Annotated in this window: 17 protein-coding genes; 8 read left to right on the plus strand and 9 right to left on the minus strand. The window is 62.1% G+C overall.

Annotated elements, in window-relative coordinates; all coding sequences use genetic code 11:
• Positions 1-1,409: ATP-dependent protease LonB (gene lonB / locus FYC77_RS16085; RefSeq protein WP_394349028.1), on the minus strand; the 1,409-nt coding region annotated here is incomplete at its 3' end.
• Positions 1,410-2,417: 1,008 nt separating this feature from the next.
• Between lonB and FYC77_RS16090 the strand changes: the two genes are divergently transcribed.
• The 5 genes from FYC77_RS16090 (at position 2,418) to FYC77_RS16110 (ending at position 7,952) form a co-directional block, all read left to right on the plus strand.
• Positions 2,418-2,792, plus strand: coding sequence for a hypothetical protein (locus tag FYC77_RS16090; RefSeq protein ID WP_149082517.1), 375 nt, complete (start codon positions 2,418-2,420; stop codon positions 2,790-2,792).
• Positions 2,793-3,382: 590 nt separating this feature from the next.
• Positions 3,383-4,702 carry an ABC transporter substrate-binding protein gene (locus FYC77_RS16095; protein ID WP_149082518.1) on the plus strand — a complete coding sequence of 440 codons (1,320 nt, stop codon included), beginning with the start codon at positions 3,383-3,385 and terminating at the stop codon, positions 4,700-4,702.
• 13 nt (positions 4,703-4,715) lie between these two features.
• The gene (locus tag FYC77_RS16100) at positions 4,716-5,765 is read left to right on the plus strand and encodes a carbohydrate ABC transporter permease (RefSeq protein WP_149082519.1); all 1,050 of its coding nucleotides are present in this window, start codon (positions 4,716-4,718) and stop codon (positions 5,763-5,765) included.
• Between the two features lie 83 nt (positions 5,766-5,848).
• Positions 5,849-6,760, plus strand: coding sequence for a carbohydrate ABC transporter permease (locus FYC77_RS16105; RefSeq protein ID WP_149082520.1), 912 nt, complete (start codon positions 5,849-5,851; stop codon positions 6,758-6,760).
• A gap of 52 nt (positions 6,761-6,812) precedes the next feature.
• Positions 6,813-7,952, plus strand: coding sequence for an ABC transporter ATP-binding protein (locus tag FYC77_RS16110; protein ID WP_149082521.1), 1,140 nt, complete (start codon positions 6,813-6,815; stop codon positions 7,950-7,952).
• Positions 7,953-8,479: 527 nt separating this feature from the next.
• Here FYC77_RS16110 and FYC77_RS16115 read toward each other — a convergent pair.
• The 5 genes from FYC77_RS16115 to FYC77_RS16135 form a co-directional block, all read right to left on the minus strand.
• A complete protein-coding gene (locus tag FYC77_RS16115) occupies positions 8,480-10,783 on the minus strand; it encodes a methyl-accepting chemotaxis protein (RefSeq protein ID WP_149082522.1) in 2,304 nt (767 codons plus the stop codon).
• 53 nt (positions 10,784-10,836) lie between these two features.
• Positions 10,837-12,156 (minus strand): ABC transporter substrate-binding protein, encoded by a 1,320-nt coding sequence (locus tag FYC77_RS16120; RefSeq protein ID WP_149082523.1) that lies wholly within the window; start codon positions 12,154-12,156, stop codon positions 10,837-10,839.
• A gap of 78 nt (positions 12,157-12,234) precedes the next feature.
• Positions 12,235-13,128: a VOC family protein gene (locus FYC77_RS16125; protein WP_149082524.1), complete on the minus strand. Its 894-nt coding sequence runs from the start codon at positions 13,126-13,128 to the stop codon at positions 12,235-12,237.
• 64 nt (positions 13,129-13,192) lie between these two features.
• A complete protein-coding gene (locus tag FYC77_RS16130) occupies positions 13,193-13,717 on the minus strand; it encodes an aromatic-ring-hydroxylating dioxygenase subunit beta (protein ID WP_149082525.1) in 525 nt (174 codons plus the stop codon).
• A 2-nt stretch (positions 13,718-13,719) separates the two neighbouring features.
• The gene (locus tag FYC77_RS16135; protein WP_238387001.1) at positions 13,720-15,153 is read right to left on the minus strand and encodes an aromatic ring-hydroxylating oxygenase subunit alpha; all 1,434 of its coding nucleotides are present in this window, start codon (positions 15,151-15,153) and stop codon (positions 13,720-13,722) included.
• A 104-nt stretch (positions 15,154-15,257) separates the two neighbouring features.
• On the opposite strand from FYC77_RS16135, the gene FYC77_RS16140 reads away from it, so the two are divergent.
• Positions 15,258-15,911 (plus strand): helix-turn-helix domain-containing protein, encoded by a 654-nt coding sequence (locus tag FYC77_RS16140; RefSeq protein ID WP_149082526.1) that lies wholly within the window; start codon positions 15,258-15,260, stop codon positions 15,909-15,911.
• A gap of 77 nt (positions 15,912-15,988) precedes the next feature.
• On the opposite strand, the gene FYC77_RS16145 is transcribed toward FYC77_RS16140, so the two are convergent.
• Positions 15,989-17,995, minus strand: coding sequence for a NosD domain-containing protein (locus FYC77_RS16145; RefSeq protein WP_149082527.1), 2,007 nt, complete (start codon positions 17,993-17,995; stop codon positions 15,989-15,991).
• A 146-nt stretch (positions 17,996-18,141) separates the two neighbouring features.
• Here FYC77_RS16145 and FYC77_RS16150 point away from each other — a divergent pair, with 146 nt between their 5' ends.
• Positions 18,142-18,756 (plus strand): nitrous oxide reductase accessory protein NosL, encoded by a 615-nt coding sequence (locus FYC77_RS16150; protein ID WP_149082528.1) that lies wholly within the window; start codon positions 18,142-18,144, stop codon positions 18,754-18,756.
• A gap of 52 nt (positions 18,757-18,808) precedes the next feature.
• Here FYC77_RS16150 and FYC77_RS16155 read toward each other — a convergent pair whose 3' ends face one another.
• Together FYC77_RS16155 and FYC77_RS16160 are read right to left on the minus strand one after the other, a co-directional pair.
• The gene (locus FYC77_RS16155; RefSeq protein WP_149082529.1) at positions 18,809-19,681 is read right to left on the minus strand and encodes a sulfite exporter TauE/SafE family protein; all 873 of its coding nucleotides are present in this window, start codon (positions 19,679-19,681) and stop codon (positions 18,809-18,811) included.
• Positions 19,682-19,684: 3 nt separating this feature from the next.
• Positions 19,685-20,356: an SCO family protein gene (locus FYC77_RS16160; protein WP_149082530.1), complete on the minus strand. Its 672-nt coding sequence runs from the start codon at positions 20,354-20,356 to the stop codon at positions 19,685-19,687.
• Positions 20,357-20,503: 147 nt separating this feature from the next.
• Between FYC77_RS16160 and FYC77_RS16165 the strand changes: the two genes are divergently transcribed.
• On the plus strand, positions 20,504-21,124 hold the full coding sequence (locus tag FYC77_RS16165; protein ID WP_149082531.1) for a nitrous oxide reductase accessory protein NosL: 621 nt from the start codon (positions 20,504-20,506) through the stop codon (positions 21,122-21,124).
• Positions 21,125-21,265: the final 141 nt, after the last annotated feature.

Genomic DNA, 21,265 nt, shown 5'->3' on the forward strand with positions numbered 1-21,265 from the left:
TCGTAGTCTTTGCGCCGCTCGATGTAGTCGTCGGCGAGCTGTTGTTCGATCGAGCGCGAGCGCTCTTTGGCTTGCAGAACGTCCTCGCGAGTCGTGAACTCGCGATCTTCTGCCCGGGCGATGTCGCCGGCGACGCGAATCAGGCCACCGAGATCCCGGAAGTGTAACGTGAGGTGTTTCTTCCGACCGGCACGGCGTTTCGCTTCGAGAATGAGCTCCTCGACGGCGTCGCGGGTGAAATGGGGCAGACGGCCGTCGCGTTCGACCTCTTGGGCGATAAAACGGACGTACTTCCGGCGCATCTCGGGTGTGGATTCGATGGTATCGTCCATGTAGACCTCGTAGCCGTAGCCTTTGATCCGCGAGCGCAGCGCAGGATGCATATTCTCCATCGCGTCCATATTTCCGGCGGCGATCATGACGAAGTTACAGGGGACGGGTTCGGTCTGGACCATCGCGCCCGAGGAACGTTCGGACTGGCCGGTGATCGAGAACTCGCCTTCCTGGATCGCCGTCATCAGCTTCTGTTGGGTCCGGACGTCGAGGGTGTTGATCTCGTCGACGAACAGCACACCCGTGTGGGACTGGTGGATCGAGCCCGGTTCGACACGCTCGTGACTCGGCGTGCCCATCCCACCGGACTGGAACGGGTCGTGGCGGACGTCACCCAGCAGTGCACCGGCGTGAGCGCCGGTGGCGTCCTCGAAGGGAGCGACGCGCTGTTCGGCGTTGTTGACCAGCAGGTTCGGCACCTGCGCGTCCGATCCCTGTTTCAGGGTCCGGAAGATAAACCAGATAACCGCGGCCGCGAAGATTCCGAGCAGGATGGACGATCCCGACAGAATCGTATAGATGAGAATCGCCGCGATGATGACCCACATCAGGATCGTTTTCCACCGGTTCTCCTTGTTGGCTTCCTCCCTGTGGGCGGCGACGATCTGTTCGCCCTTTCCGGCGGGAACGGTTCGGACCTTCGGCTCGTTCTCGTCGTCCGGATTGTGGTAGAGCAAGACGTCCTGGAGCGTCTCCTGGGGCAACAACTGACTCATCGCCTTGGCCAGCATCGACTTCCCCGTTCCGGGCGAGCCGATCATCATGACGTGGCGACGCTGCTCGGCCGCCTTGATGATGATGTCTCGAGCCTCGTCCTGACCGATGACCTGATCGACGAGTCGGTCGGGGACCTCGATGTCCGCCGTCGAGTCGATCTTCAACCCACCGAGGAGGTCGTCCTCGGCGATGTCTTCGTCGATTTCGACGCCGGGATCGACAGCCACTTCGCTCCCGAGATCGGATTCGGATTCCGTATCGGGATCGGCATGTCCAGTATTTTCGAGAGAATCGTCGCCAGTGGTACTGTCAGTCATTTCGTTCGATTCAATACCTCGTTCGAGGGGATCGTAACGGATATACTTTCTCCATTGTCCATCGACCGAATTCGGAGATAACGGGGGTTACGACGGTGATTCTGGCCAATCGTATAGCGGGCGTTCGTTCTATCCGCTCGTCGTCCGAGCCGTCGATGGTCGTCGTTGCGTTCGTCGTGGATGCGGGAACTTCCTGGCCCAATCACGTGACTGATCGTCCAGTCATACGGACCGCAATAGGTCGGTACCGGTCGATCGCAGACCAGCGGGCAATCGACCGGCAATCGGTCGTCACAGACCGTCCCAGCCCGATCGCTCGAACGACTGGGGTTGAGTTACACTGGTATGAGTGTAAAGTCGCAGCAATATCTCTCTAGTCACCTAGTTAGTCATCAGCCCGTATAAGCCTTACTGACCGTTCAGTCAACTCCGGTTGGGAGGGATAGCGTTGCAGGTCTACAGCAGCTGTGCAAGTCGCGGCTCTTTTCTTTCTCGAAAAGTATTACTGAACGGTGGGTAATAGCAATTCCACATGGATACTTGATAGTATGTCAGGGGCGGTTACCGCCGTGTCGAAACGACTGCCTGTTCGGAGAGTGTATTTTTTAGGGCCGATCAACGAACGACAACAGATACCAGGAGATATCGTACGAACTGGACGGTATAACTGCCACTATAGACCGGATATAGCGTCCACTCCAGGGTTCTGGGAGTGGGTCGTGGTTAACGCTTCCCCGTCGAGGTCAGTTCAGTACTTACCAATTACTATATTAATACTATTATTTGATAATGGTCCGTTGATATTCGTTATATCTATTCGATACGACTATCCTGGGATCGACACCGAGTTTCCGGTGAACTCTCGTCTCCGGTCACTGCGTGTGTCCTCGAGGTATTCCTCACGCCATCTACCCCCGCGTACGAATCGGACGGGATCCAAACAGTTATGATCGAGTCGGACACAGATGCTATCCATGAAAGCATTACGAGTACCGTTCGGGGAGTATCCGACCGGACAGCGATCGACGGATCGATCACGAGGGGAGACCGATGGCTGATGGATCGGAGTCCGACGGCGCTAACGAAGGAGCTGACGACGGCGGTAGCGTCGACCCGGTATTGCCAGGCGTCGATGACACCTCCGGGGACGACGAACCGGAAATCACCTACGACCTCGACGATCTCGGGAACGTCAAAGAAGAGTGGGAGGGGGTAACGATCTATCTGCCGTCGGACCTGCACAACGCGCTCAACCTCTCCTATCGGGAGTTGAGCTACGAGTCAGCACGGACGACGTCCTACGACCTCCAGAAACTACAGGACTTCTATCCGCTTCTCGTCGCCGTCGGATTGAACAATCTCAACCAGTCCGATACCGACGACCTCCTCTCGATGCTCGAATACTTACAAGAGGAGTACGGCTGATCGACCGTCGTGCCGGTTTGGGTTGTCGGTGACGGTCGCTCGCTGTCGCTTCCGTTTGAGCCCATCGGTGGAAAGTTAAACTAGTATTACTAGCAATCCATAGTTGCTGCGGGAGATTCGGGTGAACGAGCTACGCACGCTCGACTCACTCGATCGACTCGACTGACGGAGCAGTCGCTGCGAACGGCTGCTGACGGTCATATTTACAGTCATACTGCCGTAATTTCTCTTCATGGAGACGGGATGAGTCGGTATGGATGGGTGTTGCCTCCCACAATTTACCGGCGTATTTCCCGCCGCCACCGGCCCGTCGTCGCTGGTGTACTGTTAGTAATACTAACGACAGCGAATTCAGTAATTCGAGTAATGCCTTCTAGACTGGTGAGTACCGCGTTCGGAGCGACCGGTTACGACCGACGGTTGAATACCCGTTCCCGCGCGTCAGGCAGCGATAGCCGCAATTTCGGCAGTGTATCTGCACCCATCGCACACCAAATTAGGTCCCGGATTTCGTTCTCCGGCCCCCACGCTCAGCAACACAACGACAAATTTATATAATTGTAATTCTTCACTCGGACTGTCGTAAAGCCATGAGAGAAGACAGCTCAGTATCTCGAAGACGGTACGTTCAGCTCGCCGGAGGGGTCGGCGTGCTAGCGCTCGCAGGGTGTACAGAGGACGAAGATCCGGACGAGATCGATACAGGAAACGGAGCAGACGACGCCGACGACACGGGTGATTCGGATTCCGAGGGTGATCTCGAGATCGTCCACTGGTGGACTGCCGGAGGAGAGGAACAGGCGCTGAACGCCTTGCTCGACGGCTTCGAAGAGGCGTATCCCGAACACAGCGTCGAGAACAATCCAGCACCCGGCGGTGCTGGTGCGGCGATCGATGCGGCGATCCAGACGCGCGTTATCGATCAGGATCCGCCGAGTACGTTCCAGATCTGGCCCGGCGAGGCGGTTCGCCCGTATCTCGAGGCCGACGCGCTGGAATCGATCGACGACGTTTGGGAGGACGAGGATGCCTACGTCGACGGCGTCATCGACGCCGCCGCGCCGGACGGCGACCTCGTCGTGGCACCGATCAACATTCACCGATTGAACAACCTCTTTTACAACGTCGATGTCGTCGAGGACGCAGGTATCGACCCGACCGACGCCGAGAATCCCGAGGATCTTCTCGACTTGCTCGAGGCGGCGGACGACGCGGGCTACGTTGGCCTCGCCCAGCAGACCCAGGAGCCGTGGGGAATTCTCCAGTTCTGGGAGATGGTGTTTCTCGGACAGTACGGGGCCGACACGTACGAGCAGTTCCTCGCGGGCGACGCCGAATCGCTCGAGAGCGAGATCGCCGACTCGCTCGAGCTCGTCGAACGCATAAGCGAGTTCCACAACGAGGACGCCGGGACGGTCGCCTGGGACGAAGCCAACGCCGACGTCATCACCGGTGACGCCGCGTTTCACCACAACGGCGACTGGGCTGCCGGCGAGTATCAAGGTGCCGACGGCTTCGAGTACGGCGAGAACTGGGAGTACATCCCCTTCCCCGGAACCGAAGGGATCTACACGATGGTGATGGATGGCTTCGTCTACCCGGCGAACAATCCGACGCCCGAAGCCACCGAAGCGTTCGTCAGTTACTGTACGACGGCCGACGCCCAGGAACGGTTCAACCCCCACAAGGGCTCGATCCCGCCGCGAACCGACGTGGAGACGGACGGCTTCCCGCCGTTCCTGCAGGATCAGATGGCGGACTTCGAGGCGTCCGACGAACAGACGGTTACGATCTCCCACGGAAGCGGCCTCGAGCCGGCCAGGGCCGACCAGGTCCAGGAAGCGTTCGCCGTCTTCACCGACAACTGGGACGTCGACGAGACGACCCAGGAACTGATCGGTATCTTCTAACTACTACTCCTCTATGGGATTCATCGATCGATTACGTTCCCGCACAGGCCGACGTGACCGTGAGGACCGAAGCGAGCGATCACGGACCGACGGCCAAAGCGAGGAGCCACAGACCGACGGCCAACGCGGGGAACTACGGACCGATGGCGGGAGTGACGTGAGGACACGCGGCGGCCTCTCCAGACTCAAACACAGCGACGCGGTCCAGGCAGTGCCGTTCTGGCTGCCGCCGGCGCTGTTAATGGGGTGGTTCGTCTACGGCGCGGTCGGCTGGAATCTCCTCATCTCGCTGACCGACTGGAGCGGCCTGAGCCAGCCGGATTACACGAATCTCACGCTCGAGATGTACACCCAGATGCCGAACGACCCGTCGTTCGTCGCGGCATTTCGAAACACGGTGGTCCTGCTGGTCGCCTTCACCGTGGTCTCGCTGGTGATCGGGCTCGTACTCGCGATTCTGGTCGACCAGAACATCCGCTTCGAGAACACGCTCCGGACGATTTACCTGTTGCCGATGGCGCTGTCGTTCGTCGTGACGGCGATTTTCTGGTCGTGGATGTACAATCCGAGTACGGGGACGATCAACGTCGTTCTGAGCACGATCGGGCTGGATTTCCTCACGATGGACTGGATCGGCGATCCGCGGACGAGACTGGCGGCGATCATCTTCGCGCTCACGTGGCAGTTCAGCGGCTACGCGATGGTCGTCTATCTCGCGGGTCTGCGGGCGATCCCCGACTCGCACTACGAGGCGGCGAAAGTCGACGGCGCGGGTTCGCTGCGGATGTACTGGCGGGTAATCGTCCCGCAGTTGAGCGCGTCGACGACCTCCGCTGCGGTCGTGTTGATGGTGTTCGCGCTGAAGGCGTTCGACTTCATCTTCATCATGTTCGGGGACAACCCCGGCCGCTCGGCCGACATCCTCGCGGTGATGATGTTCCGCGTCGCCTTCTCGCGAACCCAGTGGGCCTACGGGGCCGCGGTGGCGACCATTCTCTTCCTGATGGCGCTCTCGGTCGTCGCCCCCTACCTGTACCTGCAGTACAAACGAGGTGATCTCTGATGATGGACACGACGGACGAACCGGCCGACGAACCGACAGCTCCTATCCCCATCGGGCCGACGCTGGCCGGAGGTGATCGATAGATGGCGACCGCAGACGGAACCGGACGATCGGTCGGCGATCGGATCGCCGAGCACCGAGCGGAACTCGACACCCAGCGCGTCGTGCTGTACGCCGTCCTCGTCGGGCTCGTCGGCTTCTACCTCTCGCCGCTGTGGGCCGGGCTGACGACGGCGTTTAAGTCCCAGGCCGGGTTCATCAACACGTCGCCACTCGAGCCGCCGACGCCCGCCTGGTTCACCGTCGAGCCGTGGGAACTCGCGTTCGCGACGCTCCAGGGTGGGCTAGTCAACAGCGTGATGTTCGTCGTTCCGGCGACGATCCTCTCGGCGTTGTTCGGCAGTTTCGCCGCCTACGGGCTGACGAAGCTGTCCTGGCGCGGCCAGGTCGGTATTCTCGTGATCTTCCTCGCGGGAGTATTCTTGCCGTACCAGTCGGTGCTCGTCCCACTGCGCCAGTTCTGGTCGATTGTCGACCTCGCCGGATTGCTCGCGTTCGCGCCGGTTCTCGCGAACCGTGCGGACCTGCTCGAGTTGACGATCACCCACACCGCCTACGGGATCCCGATCTGTACGATCCTCTTTCGGTCGTACTACAAGACGTTGGGCGACGAGATGATCGAGGCAGCGAAGATAGACGGTGCCAACGCGTTCGGCATCTACAAACGGATCGTACTCCCGTTATCGTTGCCGATGTTCGCGGTAACGCTGATCTACCAGTTCACGCAGGTCTGGAACGACCTGCTGTTCGCGCTGGTGTTGGTCACGTCCCGATCGAACTACGTCGTCACCCAGTCGTTAAACGAGTTACAGGGGTCGATGGCACAGGAGTACAACATCCAGATGGCCGGCGCGTTCATCGCCGCCTTGCCGACGATCATCATCTACATCGTCTTCGGTCGACAGTTCGCGAAAGGAATCACCGGTGCATCGTAATGGAACAGAGACAACCCAACCCTTCGAAACCGCAGATACTGAGGACATACGTATGGCTGAACTCACGCTCGGAAACGTAACGAAACGCTTCGACGACGTCGTCGCCGTCGACGACGTCTCGATCGAGATCGACGACGGCGAATTTCTCGTCCTCGTGGGCCCCTCGGGGTGTGGCAAGTCGACCACACTCCGGATGATCGCCGGCCTCGAGACGATCTCGGACGGACGGATCGCGATCGACGGCGACGTCGTCAACGACGCGCCAGCCCAGCAGCGGGACATCGCGATGGTGTTCCAGAGCTACGCGCTGTACCCGCACATGACCGTCCGTGAGAACATGCGCTTCGGTCTCGAGGAGTCGACGACTCTCGAGAAAGCAGAGATGGACAGTCGCGTCGAAGACGCCGCAGAGACACTCGAGATCGACGACCTCCTCGAGCGCAAGCCGGGGGAGCTCTCGGGCGGCCAGCAACAGCGCGTCGCGCTGGGGCGAGCAATCGTTCGCGATCCAGCCGTCTTCCTGATGGACGAGCCGCTGTCGAATCTCGACGCCAAACTCCGTTCGGGTATGCGGACCGAACTCCAGCGCCTCCAGGAGGAACTCGGCGTGACGACCGTCTACGTCACCCACGACCAGACCGAGGCGATGACGATGAGCGACCGGATCGCCATCCTGGACGGTGGCGAACTCCAGCAGGTCGCTACCCCACTCGAGTGTTATCACCGACCGACGAATCGCTTCGTCGCTGGCTTCATCGGCGAGCCGTCGATGAACTTCTTCGACGTCAGCCTCGAGGACGGCCGACTGGTGGATTCCGACATCGAATTCGAGTATCCGCTTTCTTCGGTGGTTCGTGACTCCGTCGGAGAGACGACCGAGTTGGTCCTCGGAATCCGACCCGAGGATGTCGAACTCCTCGACGCCCGGGAAACGGCACACGACTTCCCTGTCGTCGTCGACGTCGTCGAACCGATGGGTAACGAGAACAACCTCCTCGTGCGGTTCCCGGACACCGATACCGAGTCGACGTTCAACGTGATCGTCGACGGGATGTGCCACGTGGAGGCCGGAAAGCGGTACGTGATCCGCATTCCGGAATCGGCGATACACGTCTTCGACCGCGAGACCGGCGCTGCGTTACACAACCGCGAGATCGAGGACGAAACCGAACTGCTCGCCTCTCGCGTCTGATACGGATTGCTGTCCCTGTGTACTGGCGCATCCGGAGAACGGTCCCGTATGCGGCGGTACTGACGGACAGCCGATCGTATAACTCATCTGTTCCCCTCGACGATCCACCGAACGTCCGTTTTTCCCGGGTCGAACCGACTCGAGCGCCGCCGCCCCGTCGCTGTCTCTCGACAGACCGACAATCATCTCGAAACTAATACTCGAAGAAATAGACGATTGGCTAAAACATCATATACCTTATTGTATAAAATATACTATGTTTATACGGTCGATAATGGTCGACCGTAAGTTAGGCCACGAAACAGGCCGTAAACTGCCTTTCCGAACGGTTCAGAAACTATTTTCCTCGCCAATATTGATTTACCGGATAGATCTATCATCTGCGAGGATATCTGGAGCGTTGGTGGTTCGGTATTTTGCTACTTTGCTGATTAGTTATATATCTCTCTATAACAGCATCACAAACGAATCATTTAGAGCAATAGTAGTATTATCAGATAGGAACGTGGACCAGACGAGCGGCGTCGCTACTCGTTTTCGAACGGGGTGACAGCGTCGTCGGGGCTGTCAGTCTCGAACCGGTCGAGGGCCCTCGAGAGGCGGTTTGCACGCTCGGCGAGATCCGACATCGATCCCGTTACTTCGGTGAGCGCGCTCGTCTGCTCTTCGGTCGCGGCGGCGACCGTGTCGGCCCCGGTCGCCGTCTCCTGGCTGATCGTCGCGATCTCGCTTACCTGCGAGACGACCTCGTGAGTGGAGTTCATCTGTTGTTCGGTTGCGGTGGAAATCTCCTGAACGCCGGAACTGGTCTCATCGGCGTACTCGGCGATATCTTCCAGGGCGTCGGCCGCGTGTTCGACGCGACGAGCCGTCACGTCGATCTCGTCGCTGGTCTGCTCGACCGCACTCACCGATTGCTGGGTTTGCTCTCGGATCCGCTCGAGGTGAGTTTCGACCTCCGAGGCGGCCTCTTTGGCGCTTGCCGAGAGTTCCTTGACCTCCTCGGCGACGGCCGCGAAGTCCTCGCTGTCGCCACTCGAGGGACGGACCGCCTCGAGATTCGTGTTCAACGCCAGCATGTTCGTTCGGTCGGCGATCACCTGGATTCGGTCGATCAGGGTATCGATCTTCGCGACTTCCTGCTCCAGTTTCCCAATCTCATCGACGGCTCGCCCGGACTCGGTTTCGATCGACGCCATCCCGGCGATCGCATCCCGAGCGGCCTCGCGACCCGCGTCACCGGTCGATGCAGTCTCCTTAGCGAGTTCTGCAACCTCGTTCGACGACTCCGTGATCTCCCTCGTCGTTCGCGAAAGCTCCGAGAGCTCCTCGGTTACGTCCTGTAACGAGTCGTTCTGTTCGACTGCGCCGTCGGAGATTCGCTGAACGGAGCCGGCCACGTTCTCCGACGCTTCGCGGACCGCCCTGCTCGAGTCGGCGACCTGTTCGCTCGCCGTTGCGACTTCCCCCGCGAAATAGTTCAGCCGCGCGATCGTCTCCTCGAGTTGCTCGAGGGTTCCGTTGAACTCCGTCGCGACCTCACGCATCGGTTCGGTGTCCGTCGCGTCGGGGTCCATGCGCACCGTGAGATCTCCCTCCGCGGCCGCCTGCATCACGTCCGCGTAGCGATTCGCAGCACGTGTAAGGTCCTCGTTCATGTGCTGGGTGTGGCGTCGCTCGCGTTCGGCTTCCTCCCGGGCACGCCGTGTCTCCTCCATCCGATCACGAAGTGAGAGGCGCATGTTGTCGAACGCCACGTACAGCTGACCGATCTCGTCGACGCGGTTCGTCTCGAGGTCGACGTCCAGGTCGCCCGCTTCCATGCGGGAAGCCTCGTGGCTGAGTCTGTTGACCGACCGGGCCGTGTTCCGTCCGAGGATCGCCCCCATCGCCGTGATCAGGAGAACAAGCCCGGCGGTCGCCGTGAAGCCGAGCCACTGGACGGTGGTGACGAACCCGTAGGCGTCGGCCGTCGGCTCGTGGACGAGAACGATCCAGTCGGTCCCCTCGACGGGGGCGGAGCCGACGACGTGTTCCTCCTCGGGGAACCCGTAGGCCGTGAGGGTATCCGATGTTTCCGCTGACGCGACCGTCCGGGAGCCGGGTCCGGCCGAATCGGCGAGGGCGTCGGAATCGCCGCCGTACGTCTGCCCGAAGTGGCGCAACTCATCGCCGTATCCCTCGTCACCGAACACCAGACGCTTCTCGCCGTCGAGGACGAGCGTCGACGATCGATCGTCGCCGTGCGTGCTGAACTGTTCCGTGTACTGCTCGAGTTCGACGGTGTAGACGACGCCGATTGCGCCGTCGCCGGTGGTCTGAGCGTAGGTGACGGCCGGCTGTCCGTCGCCTTCCTCGAGGAGGTACGGACTCGACCGATAGACCGAGAACGGATCGATCCCCTCGATCAGGCTCTCTGAGTCGGGAATCGAGAGTTCTTCGACGGAGTCGCCGGTGAGCGTCCGATCAGTGCTGGCGATGATCTCACCGTCACCGGTGTCGACGATGTGAATCGCGTTCGCTCGATCGGGATGTTGTGTGTACTGTCGAAGCTCCGTCGTCGTGAGGCTTCGAAGCTCGGGGCTCCGGATGAGCGTCTCGACCCGTTGTTCGTTGCTCTCGGACCACGCCTGGAGACTCTTGGCTTCTTGTTCTGCGAGAGTTGCGTACTCCTCGTCGGCGTTGTCCTGGACGTGCGCCCGGATCTCCTCGGTGGCGAAGAATCCGATCATCCCGACGGAGGCACCGATCAACAGGAGGACGATCCCGAATTTCAGCGCGTAGTTTCTCCGGATGACCGAAGGCACGTTTCGGCGAAGCCTGTCCAGCATCGTCCGGATACAGGGAAAACACTGACATTAGCGTTTTGTATACTGTATCGTGCTCAGGGTCCGACGATCTCGAGGAGTCGCTCCGCCGTCGTCTCGACGTTCCACGACTCGAGAAACGAGGCGAACGCCTCCTCGAGTTGGTTTTTCGTCGCGGGATGGATGGCGGAACCGTGGGTGATCGTCGGGAGTTGGTCGCCAGAGGCGTCGAAGTCGGCCATCTGATCTTGTAAGAAGGGAGGGAACTCCTCGGCGGGAACGTCGGTCCGCGGCGGAATGGAGCCTTTTGGCTGGTTAAACCGACGTTGTGCGTCGACGGATCCGCAGTACTGAAGAAACGCGCTGGTCAGCTCTGGAGAGGGATTGGGGTCCGGCATCACGAACGAGTCGAGAACCATCGTATACACCCCGTCGGTTCCGGGGAAGGCCACGTGACTCCACTCTTCGCCGTACGTGAGTTCCGCGGAACTGTAGTGGCCGGCCGCCCAGTCACCCTGGTGGGTAAAGGCCGCATCGCCAGTGATGACCTGTGCGTTCGCCTCGTCCCAGGCGATCGAACTCGCATCCGGGCTGACGTGCTCGCGATAGCGTTCGATCAGCGACAGCGACTCGGCGACGGGCTCCGCCAGTCCGTCCACGTCGCCGTCGAGAAACGACTGGAACGTCTCGAGGCCATGCTGACCGAGGAAGACGGTTTCCCAGAGTTGGACCGTCGGCCAGGCGTCCTGAGTTTGGTGGGCGAGCGGCGTGTACCCGGCGTCGGCAACCGCCTCGAACACCTCGAGTAATGTTTCGGGATCGTCGACCGATCTGGGGTCGACGCCGACGTCCTCGACGATGTCGACGTTGTAAAAGAGGTTGTTCAGCCGGTGGATATTGACCGGCACCGCGACGTACACGCCGTTGCGTTGGGAGAGTTCTCGGACGCTATCGATGTACGCCTCGCGCATGTCATCGGACCAGATATCGTCGAGAGCCGCGAGCACGTTCGAGTCGGTGAACGGTCGAAGCGCCTCACCGGGCCAGATCTGGAACGTACTCGGCGGCTCCTCGTCGATGAGCCGTGACTGAACCGCGGCGTTGAGCGCCGATCCAGCGCCACCCGGCGCGGGATTCTCCTCGATTACGCCTTCCTCGTGCTCCTCGAGAAATCCGTCGAGGAGCGCCTCGAGTGCGTCTTCCTCGCCGCCAGCGGTCCACCAGTGGATGAGTTCGAGCCGAGAGGTGTCGTCCGGATCGTTGGCGTCGCCGTCGTCGCTCGCGTGTCCGTCCGATGTACACCCTGCGAGGACGACCGCCGCCCCGCCGATCATCCCGACCCGACGGAGCACTGTCCGCCGAGACGCGTTCGAACCGTCGGTTTCTCCCCACCCCATCGTACACTGGTCAGTCGTTCCAACCGAGCATATGTGTTTCTACCGATCGCCGTCCGATCCGGTCGTCGGAGAGCCGTTCTAGGACCCCTTTTCGAGGAACTCCTGTTTCGGTGGTGAGCCGCCCCACGAAGAGACCGTGTTCGACTCCTCCTCGAGGACGCGGACGCCCGTCTCGGTGTCGGGGTCCAGCGTCGCCATCTCGGCGCTCAGCTCGATCCGGTTGCCGCCGGGCCCCCAGAAGTACGCGAAGAGGTTCGAACCCGCGTTGTGTCGACTCGGGCCGTACTCGAGCTGGTAGCCGTGTTGTGCCAGCCGGTCACAGAAGAGCTTGATGTGGTCGAACGATTCGAACTGGAACGCGATATGGTGGAGCGTTTCCGCTGGATCGTCGGTCCTGGTGAAGCCGGCGTCGTGGTGAAACCGGCCGTGGCGCATCCAGGACTGCACCGTCGAGCCGTCTTCCTCGACGATCTCGTCCGAGACGTCGAAATCGAGGTGGTCCTCGAGGAAAGCGACGTCTTCCTCGATCGCGTCGCTCATCAGATTGATGTGATCGAGATCCAGCGGTGCGACGCCGAGGCGATCGGCGGTTGCCTTCGTCGGGTGGAGATAACGCGTATCCGCGACGCTGACCAGTTCGACGTCGATACCGCTCGGGAGGCTGACTCGGACGCCGCTTTCCTGTCCCGGTTCGGCTCCGTCGGTTCGTCGGACGTCAGCTTCGGTATCGGCGAGGCGGCGTTCGTAGGCGTCGATCTCCGCGTCGGTGAGGCGGATTGCGAAGTGTTCGATCCCCGTCCCGCCCTCGGTCAGAGCGAGATCGTAGTTCTCGTCGAGGCCACAGCCGAGGTAGACGACGCCGTCACGTCGGTCGAGTTCGTCGAGGCCGAAGACGTCGGTATAACAGTCGACGGACTCCTCGAGGTCGGTCACTGCCATCGTTGCGTGTTCGAGTTTGCGGACTCCAGTCATGGGTAATGTGTCGAGTTGTGTGTTCGGTTTTCGCGTGTCGAGTGTGTTCGTTGGTCGATACGTCTCAGAAGAACACCGAGATGTTTTTCATCGGAAGGACGGTGTGATCGAGGCGAATATCTCGTTCGGCCAGTTTGAGCTCGCCGTCGACCCGGCGTAACACGTCGTGGCGTTCTGCGGAAATCGTCGTTCCGTCGGCCTCTTCTCCCTGGGCCAGGAACAACAGCAGGTTGTTCTTCACCGAGAGCTCGTCGCCGTCGACGTCTTTCACCCGGACGTTGGTCACGAAGTGGCGGGTTCGCGTCGGCGGGTCCTCCGACCACGCGAACTCCGACTGGAAGCGCTCGATGCGGGCGTCCAGCGTCGACCAATCTTCCCGGTAGTTGAAGCCCTCGTCGCTGAACTCCGAGCGGTCCGAGCCACGGTCGCGCGTGACTCGCAGCGGCATGTCGTATCTGATGTCCTCGGTCATCAGCTCGAGCCACTGCTCGAGTTCTTTGGTGTCGAGCAGTTCGGCTTCGTGGTTGTAAAACGATACACACTCGTAGTGGAGTTCGTGATCCGGTTTCTGCGTCGCGCGTTGGCTCATGGTTAGATGTGGTCCTCCGGGTAACTCATCCCGATCTCCTGGTCGGTCATCGCCTTGTACCAGTTGCCGTGGAACGTCCGGCAGGTCCCCTCCTCGAGGTTGTCGTCCCAGGCGGTACCGGGACCGTGCCAGTCCTCGTCGATGGATGCCTTACTCATGCCGGGCATTCCCATCTGATAGTTGTAACCGACCCCGTTTTTCTCCGCGTAGACGGATCCGGCTGCCTCGGCGATGCCGTCCCAGACGGCGAGGTCGTCCTGCTCGAAGTTCCCGGACGGGCTGAACGTTCCGACGGCCACGTCGTAGGCCCGCTGTTTGTACTCCTCGGAGGCTTCTGCAGGCACGAGCACCCAGCTCCAGAACTCCATCTCGCCGGGGGCGACCGGTTGCCACTTCCGGAGGCTGAAGAAGCCGTCGAGCTCCTTGTCCGGATCGTTGGTCGCAGCGAGGTGGATAAACGAGAGGTTCGGGAAGATTGTCCCCGTCGCCGCTCCGCAGGCGGCGGCGAGATCGTACTGTTCGTCGCTCAGGTTCTCGTCGGTGACGTACTCCTCCGGGTAGCCAAAGAAGACCTCGTCTTCGGGCTCGAGCAGCCGGAGACTCGTCGAGCCCGAATCGGCGTGGGTGACGTGGCGCTGGGTCTCCTGGCCCGGCGTCCCCGAGATCTCGTTGGCGGCGAAGCCGACCTCGATCACCGATCGGTGGGCGAAGCCGGTGTGGTAGCTGTCGGCCGAGAAGTTGTCGGCTCCCGACTTCCAGTCGCTGTCCGCTCGCCAGCGGTGGGGCTCGCCGATGACCTCGAGTCCACCTTCCGCGATGTCGAGGTGGACGTCGAGATACCACTTGAAATCGCCGAGATACTCCTCGAGGGAGGGGCCCTCGTCGGCGATGGACGCGAAGACGAGGCCTTTGTAGTTTTCGACGCGGGACGCTTCGTGGAGTCCCCACTCGTCGGTATCGAGCCCTTGGAAGGCCTGATCGCGAAGGGGGATCCCGGCGAGATCGCCGGTGTTTTTGAACGTCCAGCCGTGGTACGGACACCGGAAGTGAGACGTGTTACCCTGTTCGGCCTTGCACACCTTGGCTCCATGGTGTGTACAGGAGTCGAACAGGACGCGGATCTCACCGTCCTCGTCCCGAACGAAGATAAACGGGTCCTTGCCGATGTATCTCCGGGCGTAGTCTCCGGGTTCGGAAACCTCGCTCTCGTGGCCGATAAACACCCAGCACTGCCCGAAAATTCGGCGGAGTTCGGCCTCGAATATCTCTTCGTCGTTGAAGACCTTTGCTGGAAGGACCCCCTCCTCGAGCGACTCGCCGACGCCATCGACGATACGCTCTGCCCGTGGCGTCATTTCGTGCTCGAGTGTGGGAACCCGCTCGCAGGCTCGTTCACACGGTGTTCCGTGTGTCTGGTCACCGTCGTCGAGTGACATGGATATAGATAGGGGCGAGATCGTTGCCAATCGTGTCCATAAATATCGAGGGTCTTTATACGGCAATGGGGAAAGTTAAGGGTTCACGCGGTGTACACCCCGATATGGGTGAGGGGATTCGAACGGAGATTCGCATCGACGAGCCCGACGACTGTCCGGTCGCCACCGCCTCGGCGGAAGCCGGTGCAGTCTGTCATCACGCCTCGAGAACGACGAACGCGGCCGGCGTCACGGAGGAGTTTCTGGTCGACGCCGAGGCGTCGGAGGGACTCGAAGAGAGCGTCCCGGACGCCGACCTCGACGAGGTGTTTACGTACGCGATAAATAGCGTCTATCGGTTCGACCGCGAGGCCGACCGTGGCTGCCCGTGTGAAGTCATAGAGGGGTTAGAGTGTCCGATATTCGACATCTACGCTCGAAACGGCTCACTGTTCGTCTCCTTTCACGTCGCCGACGCGGAGGGCGTCCGCGAGGTGGTCTCGACGCTCAGAGATCAGTACGCGAACGTCGAAGTCGAGAACCTCATCCGTTCCCAGCAGGCCTCCGGGGACGAGGCTCTGGCGTTTATCGACCGCACCGAACTCACCGACAGACAGTGGGAGGTCCTGCGAATGGCCTACGAGATGGGGTATTTCGACCATCCCAAGCAGGCAAACGCCAGCGACGTCGCCGAGGTTTTAGACATTGCACCGGCAACGCTCTCGGAACACCTCGCGGCCGCTCAAACCAAGGTCTTCGAGTCGATTCTCGACGAGTAACCCCACGCTGTCGGCTCTCGAGAACGAACCGACGACAACCCCCTGGGCAGTCGTGGCCGACTCCGAGCGGGTCTGGGTTAACAGGCTCGCTCCGGCGACTCCCACTCGGTGCGCTCGAGCAGCTCCGGATTCGCCGGCTCACAAAGCGGTGCGGGGTCGACGATGCTCTCGGATCGCATACCCGAGACCGTTCCCTCGAGTGCCGAGAGGGCGTCGGTCGCCGGTGCGCGAGCGAGCGTCGGGGTTCCGTCGACGCGGTGGAGGCGCTCGTCGACCGGATCCGTCGGGGAGTGTGAACGCTCGAGGGTGGAGGCGTCCGTCCCCACCTCTCCGTCGGCATCCGGCGTGCCGATCGCCCCGTGCCAGAAGTTCCCCTCGCCGTCCTCGCTCCAGACCCGGAGCGTCCCGAGTCGGGCGTTGGCGTGCTCGTAGTTTCCGACGAAGTCGTTCCCGGTTACCTCGTTGGTCGGAAGGATCTGGTTCGCCTGCACACCCTCGACGTTGCCCGCGAGGACGTTGCCTTCGTAGATCGAGTTGCCTGCACCGGTCGTCAGGCCGACCGACGTGTCCGTGACGAGGTTGTCGGCGACGTACGAGCGCGATCCGGCCATGAGAATTCCCTGTGAGCCGTTTCGAATCTCGTTGCCGACGATAGCGTTGTGTTCGGGAGCGGTCATCACGTCGATCCCCGTCGAGACCGGATCCTCGATCCGGTTGTCCGCGATCAGCGTACGCGAGGTGTACATCAGGTGAACGCCGATCCGGTTGTTCTCGAGGACGTTGTCCCGGAAGACGACGCCGTCCGAGCGGTGGAGGTAGATCCCGTCGCGGCCGTCGACGAGCGTCGAGTCCTCGACGACGGCATCCGGCGACCGGATCGTCGTGACGGCCATGTAACCGTCGCCCCAGTCGTCGCTGCCTTCGACGGTGACGTTCCGGACGACGCTTTCGGGCGCGTCGCGAAGCAAGACGCCGGTCGCCGGCGACTCGATCGTCACGTTCTCGACCAGCGCGCCCGGGGCCTCGTCGAGTTCGATACCGGCGTCGCTCTGTCCGTACGCCATCTCGAGGACGTCGTCACCGTCCTGTTCGTCGTCGTCGGGTGATGTCACGTCGCCGACGCCGTCGATTCGCAGGTCAGTGACGGCCGCGCGCTCGGACTCGAGGACGAGGACGGAGCCGTTGCCGTCGCCGCGGAGAGTCGTGGCGTCGGTGGCGGCTTCGGTTCCGTCGTCGCCGTTACCGTGCCTCTCACCTTGCCCCTGTCCGACGATGGTGATCGGCCGATCCACCGCGACTTCCTCCGGTACCTCGTGGACGCCCTCGGGGACGACGACCGTCGACTCGGCCGGCGCGGTCTCGACTGCCTCCTCGAGCGTCGCTGCGTCCTCGCCGACGACGACCTCGACCGGGCGATCCCGCATCGGCGTCGCCCCCGCGACCAGGTCGTCGGCGTGGGCGTGGCGCTGGTCGACGCGGTCCCGGACCACGTCAGCGTCGTCGATCTCGAACTCGCGTTCGAGCAGGCCCTCCCAGCCGACGACGGTCCCACCGTGGTCGGCGGCGAACGCGTCTGCGTCCTCGCGATCGCCGAAGGGGATGGCCGTCTCGCCTGCGGGCGTTCGGGCCTCGCTGTCGACGACGAACACCGCCGATTCGGCGTCGATCCAGTCTGCGGTCTCGCCCTCGAGGGTCGGATAGCCGTCTTCGGTGAGTCGAACGTCGCCGCCGCTCGCGCCGTAGTCCGTGACGTACACCGTAAGCGGGTAGCCGAACCGTTCCTCGTGGCCCGGCGCGCCGTGGGCGTCGACGAAGCGTTCGACGCCGCGGTAGCCGACGACGTACTCGTACTGGGAGTAGAACACCTGTGCTTTCGGCACGTCGACCTCGCTCAGTTCGTCGTCGTCACCCGCGTTCTCGAGAACGACGCCCGTGGTGACGGTGTCGTGAAACGGGACGGGCTCCGTCGTCTCGGCCCCCGAGCCCGCGTCGACGGCGAAGAGGCCGACGACTCCGACGAGGACGACGACGCCCACGACTCCGAGAACGACCCAAAGCGAACGGCGGCGACGGGAGTCTGCCATCGGTATCGACGTCTCCATCTGGGTGGACCGACACAATAGGTAGTCTGGTACGACTATCGAACGATCGAGCCCCTCGAGCGTTCGAATTCGTCGCTTCGTGGCGTTCGACCGTGGTGGTTTTACGCCGGGGGACCCTTGTGTCGGTAATGGCAGACCGAACCCCGTCCGCGCGGTGGCGTCGACGCCGCGTGCTCAGCGCGGTCGGCGCCGGAACGCTCGTCGGCGTCGCCGGCTGCGTCGGCAGCGACGGCGAAGACGGAGAGGGTGACGTCGTGGACCCCGACGACGGCGGCGAGCCCTCTCCCTTTCTCGTCGACCACTCCGGCGACGGCCCCAAAACGTTTGCGGGCGAGCACATGTGTGGCGTCTGTTCGATGGCCGTGACCGACTACTCCGATCGAAACGCACAGCTGGCCCACGAGAACGGCGACGGCATGATGTTCTGTAGCCCCGGCTGTCTGTTCGCGTACGCCGTTGCCCCCGGTCACTTCGATGGCCCCGACAGCGACATCGCCGGCGTCTGGGTGACCGACTTCGAGACCGGCGAGCTGATCGACGGCTTCGAGGCCTTCTACGCGCTCGAGCACGACGAGATGCGGGTCGACGACCCGATGGGCATCGACCCCCGCGTCTACGAGGACGAAGCGGCGGCACTCGAGTACGTCGACCAGTACGACGACCTCGGGGCGGACGACGTCATCACGTTCGCCGAGGTTGACGAAGACGTGGCGCGGCTCTACCGGAGCGCGAGACTTCCGTAGTGAGACGGATCGGGTGTTCGGCCGGCGTCCCGGGAATCCGTTCTGGGGCGATTTACAGCGGCTGGTAGTACGGCAGCGGCACGTGCGGGAGGGGAACGCCGAGCGTCGCGAGGCCGTGTTGCAGCGGAATGTATCCGAGCAGGACGAACGCGACGCCGAGCACCCGATGCAGTTTCATCCTCGTCTCGAGGCTGAGCGACTGGAACACGGTGGCGTACAGAAACATCGCCGGGACGGTCCCGAGCCCGAGTGCGGCCAGTGCGAGGAGCCCACCCGACGGGGATCCTTGCACGAACGCGTAGAGAAACGCTGGGTACAGCAACGGACAGGGGAGCAAGCCGTGTACTGCGCCGAGCCCGGCGATCCGACTATCGCCGACCCAGCTGTCGATTCGCGAGCGAAGGCCGTCGTGAACCCGCTGGAGGAGCGGCTGAACGAGCGGTAGATCGATCGAGCCACCGACGACACCCCGTCCGGCGAGGTAGTGAAGCCCCATCGCGACGATGAGGGCACCGACGACGATGCCGGCGATCGCGTGAACGTCGGTCGCGACGGCCGTCACCGCCTGCGGGGAGACGAAGACCAGCGACCCCGCGAGGCCGAACAGCCCGCCGATGAGTGCGTAGCTGACCGTCCGACCGAGGTTGAACAGCGCGTGCTGTTTGACCATGCCCACCGTCAGTTCGGTGCGAGCCGATGGTCCGTCGTTCTGGGCACGCAACCGATCCGAGTACGCCGTCACCAGCGGACCACACATTCCCAGACAGTGTGCGCCACCCAGAAGTCCGATCAGTGCGAAGACGACGAGACTGACCGGTTCGATCGCCGTCGGATCGAGCGCCGGATCGTAACACTGCTGGAGGACGACCTGCGAGATCCGCGGTGAAGACGACGCCAGTTCGAACGCGAGACCGAACCCCACCATCGGTCACTCGAGACCGTCGAGCACGCCCTCGAGGTCGTCTGCGATCTGTACCGGGTCGGGGTCTTCTCCCCGGTAGGCCCGTTCGACGTAGCCGTCGGGATTGACGAGGAACGTGACCGTGATGTGTATGAAATCGTACTCGTCGCCGAGCTCCTCGCGCTCGAACGGAATGCCGAGATCCTCGTAGACGACGGCCGTGGCCGTCTCGTCGTCCTCGGGACGGAGGTAGTGCCAGTTGTCCGCCTCGTAGTCGATGTCGAGCATGTCGGCGTGCTCTCGAAGCGCGTCGGCGGTGTCTCGTTCGGGATCGAACGTCACCGCGAGGATCCGGGTCTCGTCCTCGAATCCACGGTCGGCGGCAATCGACTGAACCCTGGATATCGAGTTCATCAGCGGGATACACTCCGCTGGACAGGACGCGAAGAAGGCGGTCACGACGAGTGCGTCGTCGAGAGCGTCCACGTCGACGGACGTCTCGGCGATCGGATCCTCGAGTTCGAACGTCGGTAACGGCTCGCCGTAGGTCGGATACGAGGTGTCTCCATGAACGCCCTCTTCCGGTGGCTCGAGAACGGCGTGGTCAGCCGAATCGTCGTCTAACAGACCGGTCAGACAGCCGGCGGTAGCCGTCAGACCGGCCGTCGCTCCGAGGCTCAACGCGCGGCGGCGGTGCATTAGAAGTACCTTGCCATCGGATCGGCAAGTAGCGTCTGGTGTGTCTGTCGAAAACGGGCCGTGAAATCCACCGATCCGACGGATGGAACTGCTCCGATTCGGAGCGTGTACCAGACGGAACTTATCCGTCGAGAGCGTAGGGCCGATATGGACGAGCAGACACATACGGAAAGTCGGGGCGGAATCGTCGCCGGTGCCGGAGAGACCCTCACTCGTCGCACGGTGCTCGTCGGTGCGGCCGGCGTCGGCGTCGCCGCGCTCGCCGGTTGTCTCGGCGAGGACGACGAGGACGCACCCGATCCGATCACGATCGACGCCGATCAGGCCTGCGATCAGTGTACGATGCAGATCGGGCAACATCCCGGCCCGGTCGGACAGACCCACTACGACGATCCCGACGACGTCGTCGGCGAAGATCGACCGGCCCAGTTCTGTAGTTCGACCTGCACCTACAGCCACACGTTCGAACAGGAAAACGCCGGTCACGACCCGACTGCGACGTACCTGACCGATTACTCGATCGTCGACTACGACATCGAACTCGACGACGACATCGAAGAGATCAGCAGCCACCTCGAGGCAGACGCGTTCGCGGGCGTCGAGGGCCTCACGCTGGTCGTCGATAGCGATGTCCAGGGAGCCATGGGACCGTCGATGATCGGGTTCGGCGACGCCGACGAGGCCGAGGAGTTCCAGACCGAGTACGGCGGCGACCTGTACGAACACGAGGACGTGACCTCCGAACTGGTCATGTCCCTGATGGGCTGAGTTTCGGTCGGTATCGCACCGTCTCGACGTGGTAGTTTCCTACGTATCTACAGCGGCCGGTCGTCAGTCGCGGCCGCCCGGATCTGACTCGAGGGTGAGCCGTCTACCAGTCGACTACCGCCGGACAACTGGTCGACAACC

It is taken from the genome of Natrialba swarupiae (assembly GCF_008245225.1).
Taxonomy (GTDB): domain Archaea; phylum Halobacteriota; class Halobacteria; order Halobacteriales; family Natrialbaceae; genus Natrarchaeobius; species Natrarchaeobius swarupiae.